Origin of the sequence: Microbacterium sp. K24 (assembly GCF_004794465.1) — a bacterium.
In the GTDB taxonomy this organism is placed as follows: Bacteria; Actinomycetota; Actinomycetes; order Actinomycetales; family Microbacteriaceae; genus Microbacterium.
The window spans coordinates 1-6,975 of record NZ_SSDJ01000150.1 but is presented as its reverse complement, the minus strand read 5'-3'; the positions used below and the strand labels follow the sequence as shown (position 1 = coordinate 6,975).

Annotated in this window: 7 protein-coding genes and 1 pseudogene; 3 read left to right on the top strand and 5 right to left on the bottom strand. The window is 70.4% G+C overall.

Features of this window, described 5'->3' with window-relative positions:
* Nucleotides 1-53 precede the first annotated feature (53 nt).
* Together DW306_RS19260 and DW306_RS19255 are read right to left on the bottom strand one after the other, a co-directional pair.
* Nucleotides 54-989, bottom strand: a complete 936-nt coding sequence (locus tag DW306_RS19260; protein ID WP_136057189.1) for a DUF817 domain-containing protein — start codon at nt 987-989, stop codon at nt 54-56.
* A 63-nt stretch (nt 990-1,052) separates the two neighbouring features.
* Entirely contained in the window at nt 1,053-1,922 is an 870-nt protein-coding gene (locus tag DW306_RS19255) for a PHP domain-containing protein (protein ID WP_136057188.1), read from the bottom strand.
* 64 nt (nt 1,923-1,986) lie between these two features.
* Here DW306_RS19255 and DW306_RS19250 point away from each other — a divergent pair, with 64 nt between their 5' ends.
* The 3 genes from DW306_RS19250 to DW306_RS19240 are packed head-to-tail and all read left to right on the top strand — an operon-like array spanning nt 1,987 to nt 5,405.
* Nucleotides 1,987-3,009 carry an endonuclease/exonuclease/phosphatase family protein gene (locus tag DW306_RS19250; RefSeq protein ID WP_136057187.1) on the top strand — a complete coding sequence of 341 codons (1,023 nt, stop codon included), beginning with the start codon at nt 1,987-1,989 and terminating at the stop codon, nt 3,007-3,009.
* Between the two features lie 37 nt (nt 3,010-3,046).
* Entirely contained in the window at nt 3,047-4,489 is a 1,443-nt protein-coding gene (locus DW306_RS19245; protein ID WP_136057186.1) for an aminopeptidase P family protein, read from the top strand.
* Nucleotides 4,490-4,499: 10 nt separating this feature from the next.
* Nucleotides 4,500-5,405: a phosphotransferase gene (locus tag DW306_RS19240; RefSeq protein WP_136057185.1), complete on the top strand. Its 906-nt coding sequence runs from the start codon at nt 4,500-4,502 to the stop codon at nt 5,403-5,405.
* Nucleotides 5,406-5,486: 81 nt separating this feature from the next.
* Here the strand turns inward: DW306_RS19240 and DW306_RS19235 are convergent, their stop codons facing one another.
* The 3 genes and pseudogenes from DW306_RS19235 to DW306_RS21520 all read right to left on the bottom strand — a co-directional run.
* A complete protein-coding gene (locus DW306_RS19235; protein ID WP_136057184.1) occupies nt 5,487-6,137 on the bottom strand; it encodes an alpha/beta family hydrolase in 651 nt (216 codons plus the stop codon).
* Nucleotides 6,137-6,562: a DUF4870 domain-containing protein gene (locus DW306_RS21735; protein WP_136057183.1), complete on the bottom strand. Its 426-nt coding sequence runs from the start codon at nt 6,560-6,562 to the stop codon at nt 6,137-6,139. Before DW306_RS21735 ends, DW306_RS19235 begins: the two co-directional genes overlap by 1 nt.
* Nucleotides 6,563-6,744: 182 nt before the next feature.
* A pseudogene (locus DW306_RS21520) lies at nt 6,745-6,975 on the bottom strand (DUF3494 domain-containing protein); the annotation flags it as partial.

Here is a 6,975-nt window from a genome sequence, read left to right as displayed (position 1 = left end):
GCGCCGCCGTCGTCGCCGTCGCGGCGGCTCCGGCGCACAGGGCGCCGCGCCCGTCACCGGCGCCTGATCGACTTCGGAGGGGCGGATGCTGCGCGAGCGGCATCCGCCCCTCTGGCATCTCCCGGGCTCGCCGCGATCACCGACGGCGGCACCTGAGGCGGGTACACCCACGCGACCAGCACCACCGAGATGATCATCAGCAGGAACCACGAGCTCAGCTTGCTCAGCGAGACCGGCTGCCACGACTCGACCTGGTCGGGGTACGCCCACGCGCCGGCCCAGGTGCCGATGTTCTCGGCGAGGTAGATGAACACGGCCACTCCCCCGAACACCAGCAGCAGCGGCAGACGGAGGGTTCGACGCCACACCCGGGCGTGCAGGACGGTCGGCAGCCAGAGCACGAGCACGCCGACGAGCAGGACCCAGCGCGCGTCCCACCACCAGTGATGCGTGAAGAAGTTCAGGTAGATCGCCACCGCGAGGATCGCCGTCATCCAGCGCCGCGGGTACCGGGTGAAGCCGAGATCGAACAGGCGATAGACGCGCACCATGTACGACCCGACGGCCGCATACATGAACCCGCTGAACAGCGGGACGCCACCGATCCGGAGGATGCCGTCCGCGGCATACGCCCACGACCCCGCGTCGGTCTTGAACAGCTCCATCACGGTCCCGGTGAGATGGAACAGCACGATGACCCACAGCTCCCGACCGCTCTCCAGCCGGAACACGAGCATCGCGACCTGGATGAGCACCGCGGCGATGGTCAGAGCGTCGTTGCGGGCGAGCGGGGCATCGTCCGGATACCAGAGCTGCGCGACGACGATGACGACGAGGAGCGCGGCACCGAAGATGCAGGCCCACGCCTGCTTCAGCACGAACACCGCGAACTCGACGAGGCCCGCGCGGATGCCGTTCGCCGGAGCGCCGAGGAGCACGCGGTTCGCGGCGGCATCGACGCGGCGCTCCAGGGAAGTCGCTCGCTGCATGACGGAGACAGTATCCGCGTCGTTCGACAGACCGCAGGGAGTCTCCCGACAGAACGCCGGGGATCAGGGGTGGCGCGGGGCGGTTCCGGTGGCGCGGTCTATGATCCGGGCGACCATCTCGTCGGAGGTGGTGTTCTCTCCCGGACGATTGGGCTTGCCCGTGCCGTGATAGTCGCTGGAACCGGTGACGATGAGGTCGTGCGCCGCCGCGATCTCGTGCAGCTTCCGCTTGCCGGTCTCGGTGTTCTCCCGGTGATCGATCTCGAACCCGCCGAGCCCCGCGGCGATGAGCCGCTCGATGTACGGCACCGGCATCATCATGTCGCGACCCGTGACCGGATGCGCGATGACGGCCACTCCCCCGGCCTCGGTGATCAGTCGGACGGCGGTGAGCGGGTTCGGCGCGTAATGGGGCTCGTAGTAGCCCTCGCGCGGGTGCAGGATGCCGTCGAAGGCCTCGGTCCGATCCCGAACGATGCCGCGGGCGATGAGCGCATCGGCGATGTGCGGGCGTCCGACCGTGGCGTCGAGCGTCGTCTGGGCCACCACGTCGTCCCAGTGCAGGTCATAATCGCGGCCGATGTTGCGCACGATGCGCTCGGCGCGACCGATGCGGTCCCCGCGGATGCGGTCGGTCTCGGCGACCAGAGCGGCGTCGAGCGGGTCGAAGAGGTAGCCGAGCACGTGCACGCTGCGCCACTCGTGCTTCGCCGAGAGCTCCATGCCGGGCAGGAACGTCATGCCGAGCGCCACGGCCTCGTCGCCGGCCTCCGCCCATCCCGTGGAGCGGTCGTGATCCGTGAGCGCGAGCGTCCGCACGCCGTGCGCGTGCGCCTGACGGACCACCTCGGCAGGGCTCTCCGTGCCATCGGAATGGTTGGAGTGCAGGTGCAGGTCGGCGGGACCGGCGAACCCAGGGGACGGAATGGCCATCCTCTGAGCGTACCGAGCGCGAGGCGGCAGGGACTTCACAGCCGACGCTTCTAGGCTTGTCGCGATGCTTCGTCTACTGGGGATTCTGCTCACCGTGCTGCTCGCGATCGCGGCGGCGATCGTGGTGTGGCCGCAGTTCTTCCACCTCGAGCAGACCTACCCGTTCGCTCAGCTCGTGTCGGTCCGGGGTCTGGTGCTGGCAGGTTTCCTGGCCGTTGCCGTGGTCGCACTCCTGCTGCTGCTCGCCCGTCCGCTGCGGGGCTTCGCCGCGTCCATCCTCATCGTCTCCCTGCTGGGGGCCGGCGCGGTCGGCATCGTCGGCGCGACGCGCGGTTTCGGTGCCTCCGCCCTCCCCGAGAAGACCGCGGAGAGCGTGCGCGTCCTCACCTGGAACACCGCAGGCGAAGCGGTGTCGGCCGAGCAGATCGCGCAGCAGATCCTGCAGCAGGGCGCCGACATCGTCGCCCTGCCCGAGACGACCGAGGCCGTCGGCGAGCAGATCGCCCTCATGCTCCGCGAGCAGGGGCATCCGATGTGGGTGCATCACGTGCAGTTCCGCCCCGACGTCGTCGACGGTCCGCAGTCGTGGCAGACCACCGTGCTCGTCGCCCCCGATCTCGGCGAGTACTCCGTGATCGAGTCGTCGAAGGACGGCACCAGCAACACCGGCTCCGTGCCGAGCGCGGTGCTCATGCCCATCGACGGCTCGGGCCCCACCATCGTCGCCGTGCACGCCGTGGCGCCGCGCATGGAGGAGATGGAGCAGTGGCGCAGCGACCTGCAGTGGATCGCGGACCAGTGCCCGCAGGGCGACTTCATCCTGGCGGGTGACTTCAACGCGACCGTCGACCACATGGCGCCGCTCGGCCTGGACGGCGGCGACATCGGCTACTGCCGCGATGTCGCGACGCGCACCGGCAACGGGTTCTCCGGCACCTGGCCGAGCTCGCTGCCCCCGCTGGCCGGCGCGCCGATCGACCACGTGATGGCCTCGCAGAACTGGACCCCTTCGGGCTCGGTCGTGCTGGACGACGCGGGCGGGAGCGACCACCGTGCCCTCGTCGTGCAGCTGGAGCCGGCCGGCTGAGCTCCCGCATCCGTCCCTCAGATGACAGACTGGAGGGATGAGCACCGGAGAGCGCGACACGATCGCAGAAGCCGCCGTAGAGATCCCCGCCGAGGTCACGACCGAGGTCGTCGAGAACAGCAGCACCAACCGCAAGCAGCCCTTCCCGCAGGGCTTCCTCGACACGATCTCGACGGGCTGGGCCGAGCGACCCGAGACCCTTCCGTCGCCGCGTGCGCAGGCCTCGTTCGCCGCGACGCGCCGCGCGGCCGTCTCGGCGGCCTTCCCCGGCAAGCGGCTCGTGATCCCGGCCGGCTCGCTCAAGCAGCGCAGCAACGACACCGACTACGTGTTCCGCGCGCACTCCGCGTTCGCGCATCTCACGGGCTGGGCGTCGGATGCCGAACCCGACTCGGTCCTCGTCTTCGAGCCGACGGATGCCGGGCACGACGTCACCCTGTACTTCCGCGAGCGCGCCGACCGCACCACGACCGAGTTCTACGCGGATGCCACGGTCGGCGAGTTCTGGATCGGCCCGCGGCCGTCCCTCGCCGGGGTCTCCGCAGATCTCGCGATCGAGACCGCGCACCTCGAGGAGTTCGCACCCGCCGACGGCGAGCTGGTGCTCGACGAGGACGACGAGCTCACCCGCGTCGTCTCGGAGCTGCGCCTGATCAAGGACGAGTTCGAGATCGCCGAGATGCGCCACGCGGTCGAGATCACCGCCAAGGGCTTCGACGACATCATCCGCCAGCTGCCCCAGGCGATCGAGCACGCCCGCGGCGAGCGCGTCGTCGAGGGTGTCTTCCACCGCCGCGCGCGCGAGGACGGCAACGGCGAGGGCTACGACACGATCGCGGCCTCCGGCCCGCACGCCTGCTACCTGCACTGGACGCGCAACGACGGCACCGTCGTGCCCGGCGACCTGATCCTCGTCGATGCCGGCGTTGAGGCGGACAGCCTCTACACCGCCGACATCACCCGCACGCTCCCGGTGTCGGGCACCTTCACCGAGGTGCAGCGCCGCGTCTACGAGACGGTGCGCGAGGCCGCGGATGCCGCGTTCGCCGCAGCGCAGGTCGGCGTGCGGTTCCGCGACGTGCATGCCGCGGCGATGACCGTGATCGCCGCCCGTACGGCGGAATGGGGCCTGCTCCCGGTCACCGCCGAGGAGGCTCTCGATGCGGATGCCGGCGGACAGCACCGCCGCTACATGGTGCACGGCACCTCGCACCACCTCGGCATCGACGTGCACGACTGCGCGCAGGCACGCCGGGAGATGTACTACGACGGCATCCTCGCGCCGGGCATGGTCTTCACGATCGAGCCGGGACTGTACTTCCAGATCGACGACCTCACCGTACCGGCGGAGCTCCGCGGCATCGGCGTGCGCATCGAGGACGACATCCTGATGACCGACGACGGTCCCGTGAACCTTTCGGCGGACATCCCCCGTACGGCGGACGAGGTCGAGGCCTGGATCGCCCGACTGCAGGCCTGACGACGCGCTGATGCATGAGGGCGAACTCCCGCTCGATGACGGGCTCGCCGCGCAGCTGATCGCCCGGGAGTTCCCGGAGCTCCGTGACCTCCCACGGGAGCGGGTGCATGGCACCGGCACCGTGAACACGATCATCCGCGTGGGCGACGAGCTCGTGGCGAGATTCCCGATGCTTGGTGCGACCACGGCGGAACTGACCGTCGAGGCGGATGCGATGGCCGAGATGGCGGCGGCGTGTCCGTTCCCCGCTCCACGACCGATCGGCGTCGGGGCGGCTTCGGACGACTACCCGTCGGCGTGGTCGCTGCACACCTGGCTCGACGGCGAGACGGCGCATCCCGACCGGTACGCGGGTTCGGAGTCGCTGGCACGCGATCTCGCGACCCTCATCGTCTCGCTGCGGGAGGTGCCGGTGCGGGGGCGCGTGTTCGACGGCAACGGCCGCGGCGGAGAGCTCACCGGTCACGACGAGTGGATGACCGAGTGCTTCGCGCGCAGCGGACATCTGCTCGACGTGCCGAGGGCGACCGCACTCTGGACGAGGTTGCGCGCCCTCCCCCGCGCCGGGGCGGATGTGATGAGCCACCGCGACCTCACACCGTTCAATCTGCTGGTGGCGGAGCGCGACGGGGAAGCACGGCTCGCCGGAGTTCTCGACACCGGGAGCTTCGGTCCGGCCGACCCCGCACTCGACCTCGTCGCGGCGTGGCATCATCTCGACGCTCCTGCGCGGCGGACATTGCGCCGCGCGGTCGGCGCGGACGATCTCGAGTGGTGCCGCGGCGCCGCGTGGGCTTTCCAGCAGGCGATGGGGCTGGGCTGGTACTACGAGCGATCGAATCCCTCGATGGCGGCACTGGGCCTCTCGACGATGCACCGCCTCCTCGCCGACGAGGAGCTCGCGGAGCGCGTCTGAGGTGCCGATGCCCAGGGTCCATCAGAAACGCCGCTGACTCCCTCCCCGCGGCCGCGTTCCTGATCCAGCACCGCGGAGCACTCAGCGTCCGACGAACTCCGCGACGATGGGAGCCAGCGACGCGCCGATGTCGGATGCCGGGCGCTTCCGCCCCTTCACCTCGAACGTGTGCCCGCCGCCGTCGATCCAGACCACCTCGGCGTTCTGACACGTGGCGACGGCATCCTCGAACTGGGACACCGGCTGGATGAACGGGTCGTTCGTCCCCTCGACGAAGAGCTGCGGCACACCGATCGCGGGAAGATGCTCGATCCGGGGTTTCTCCGGCTTGCCGGGAGCATGCAGCGGGTACCCCAGATAGGCCAGCCCGTCGACCACGAGCCCTTCCGCGACCGCCATCGACGCCATCCGCCCGCCGTAGGACTTGCCCGTCGCCCAGAGGGTCGCGTCCGGATCGGCCTCACGGGCGAACGCGACCACGGCGTTCCAGGTGGCGATCGCGTGCGCCGCCGGACCCGGCATCCGCCGTCCCTGCTCGACGTAGGGGAAGTTGAAGCGCAATGTCGAGAACCCGAGCTCATCGAGCGCGCCGGTGAAGCCGGTGAGGAACGGGTGATCCTTGCCGGTCCCTGCTCCATGCGCCACGATCACCGTCGCGCCGTTGTCGCCGGCAGACCAGTCCGCCGAGACCGTCGCGGGTCCGGTCGGCAGCTCGACGGCGATGTCGACCATCAGGCGCGGAGGAATGGGATGGCGAACTTCACCCGCATGACCTTGCCCGACGATGCGCGCACGGTCCCCATGATCACGACGACCAGATGCACGATCGACAACGCGAAGTACACGGTGATCGGAATGCCGAGCGGGAAGAAGCTCGTCGTGGGGGCCTGCGCCGTGAGCACGAAGAGCAGCACGAAATGCAGGATGACGAGCAGTGTCGACACCATCAGGTACGTGAGACCCCAGTTCAACGCGCTGCGCGCATTCTCACGAGCGGGACCGCCGGCACGTCGCGACGCGCCTCCGCTCACCGCCATCGCGATTCCGGACGCGAGCCCGCCGACGAACGGGAACGGGACGAGGATCAGGAACCCGAGCACCCACGGCAGCAGACCCCGCGGCGGTACAGCCGGCGCTGGAGCAGGGTAACCGGGCACAGGGTATCCCGCAGGCGCCGACGGCGCGGGATAGGACGGTGCAGGATACGACGACGGCGCGGGATTGGCGGGAGCGGCACCGTACCCGGGCGGCGGCGGAGCCTGCGCGGGAGGCGCGGGCATGACCGGCCGAGCAGGAGGCGGCGGGGCGAACTCGCCGGGGTTCGTGGGCTCCCGCGCACTCATCGGGCGTCGTCCTGCGGGTTTTCGGCCTGGGTCGCGACACCGGGCCCGTCCACCGCGCCGGGCGTCGGCTGCTCGGGAGCTGCGTCGCCCGGTTGCGCGACGGGGTCCGCGGGCCGAGGCGGCACCACAGGCTCGGGAGCATGCCCGGCGGCCGGTCCGGAAGCAGGGTCGGCGACCGGTTCGGGAGACGGCGTCGGCGCAGGCGTCGGCGCGGGCGTCGGCGCGGG

Bases quoted from the DNA above. Each gene is read 5' to 3' on its own strand.
- DW306_RS19260 (WP_136057189.1), bottom strand. From the start codon at position 989: ATGCAGCGAGCGACTTCCCTGGAGCGCCGCGTCGATGCCGCCGCGAAC.
- DW306_RS19255 (WP_136057188.1), bottom strand. From the start codon at position 1,922: ATGGCCATTCCGTCCCCTGGGTTCGCCGGTCCCGCCGACCTGCACCTG.
- DW306_RS19250 (WP_136057187.1), top strand. From the start codon at position 1,987: ATGCTTCGTCTACTGGGGATTCTGCTCACCGTGCTGCTCGCGATCGCG.
- DW306_RS19245 (WP_136057186.1), top strand. From the start codon at position 3,047: ATGAGCACCGGAGAGCGCGACACGATCGCAGAAGCCGCCGTAGAGATC.
- DW306_RS19240 (WP_136057185.1), top strand. From the start codon at position 4,500: ATGCATGAGGGCGAACTCCCGCTCGATGACGGGCTCGCCGCGCAGCTG.
- DW306_RS19235 (WP_136057184.1), bottom strand. From the start codon at position 6,137: ATGGTCGACATCGCCGTCGAGCTGCCGACCGGACCCGCGACGGTCTCG.